The organism is Bradyrhizobium sp. IC3195 (genome assembly GCF_020193585.1).
GTDB lineage: Bacteria > Pseudomonadota > Alphaproteobacteria > Rhizobiales > Xanthobacteraceae > Bradyrhizobium > Bradyrhizobium yuanmingense.
Window position 1 is genome coordinate 1 of record NZ_JADYVG010000100.1, and the last position, 437, is coordinate 437.

A 437-nucleotide genomic window follows, 5' to 3' on the forward strand; every position below is an offset into this window, starting at 1 on the left:
CCGTTACGCCGGACTGCTGGACTTCGCTCGGCAGCCGCGATTCCGCCTGCTGCACTTTGTTTTGTACCTGCACCTGGGCGGTGTCCGGGTCGGTTCCCTGCTCAAAGGTGACGGTGATGCTGACCGAGCCGTCGGAGCTGCTGGTGGAGCTGAAGTAGAGCAGATGGTCGAGGCCGGTGAGCTGCTGCTCGATGACCTGGGTGACGCTGTTCTCCAGGGTTTCGGCGGACGCCCCGGTATAGGTGGCGGAGATTTTCACCGCCGGCGGGGCGACGTCCGGATACTGGCCTACCGGCAGGGTGCGGATCGCCAGCACCCCGGCGAGCATAATCAGAATGGCGATCACCCAGGCAAAGACCGGGCGACGCACGAAGAAACGGGAGAACATCAGGCGTTGCCTCCGTTATTGTTGACGGCGACGGCCTTCACTGTCTGTC

At 63.4% G+C, this 437-nt stretch carries 1 protein-coding gene; it reads right to left on the minus strand.

Annotation, left to right across the window (positions count from 1 at the left end; translation table 11 throughout):
* Positions 1-388, minus strand: a 388-nt coding sequence (locus I6F09_RS37280) for an efflux RND transporter permease subunit (RefSeq protein WP_225190213.1), incomplete at its 3' end; no start/stop codon positions are given.
* Positions 389-437: the final 49 nt, after the last annotated feature.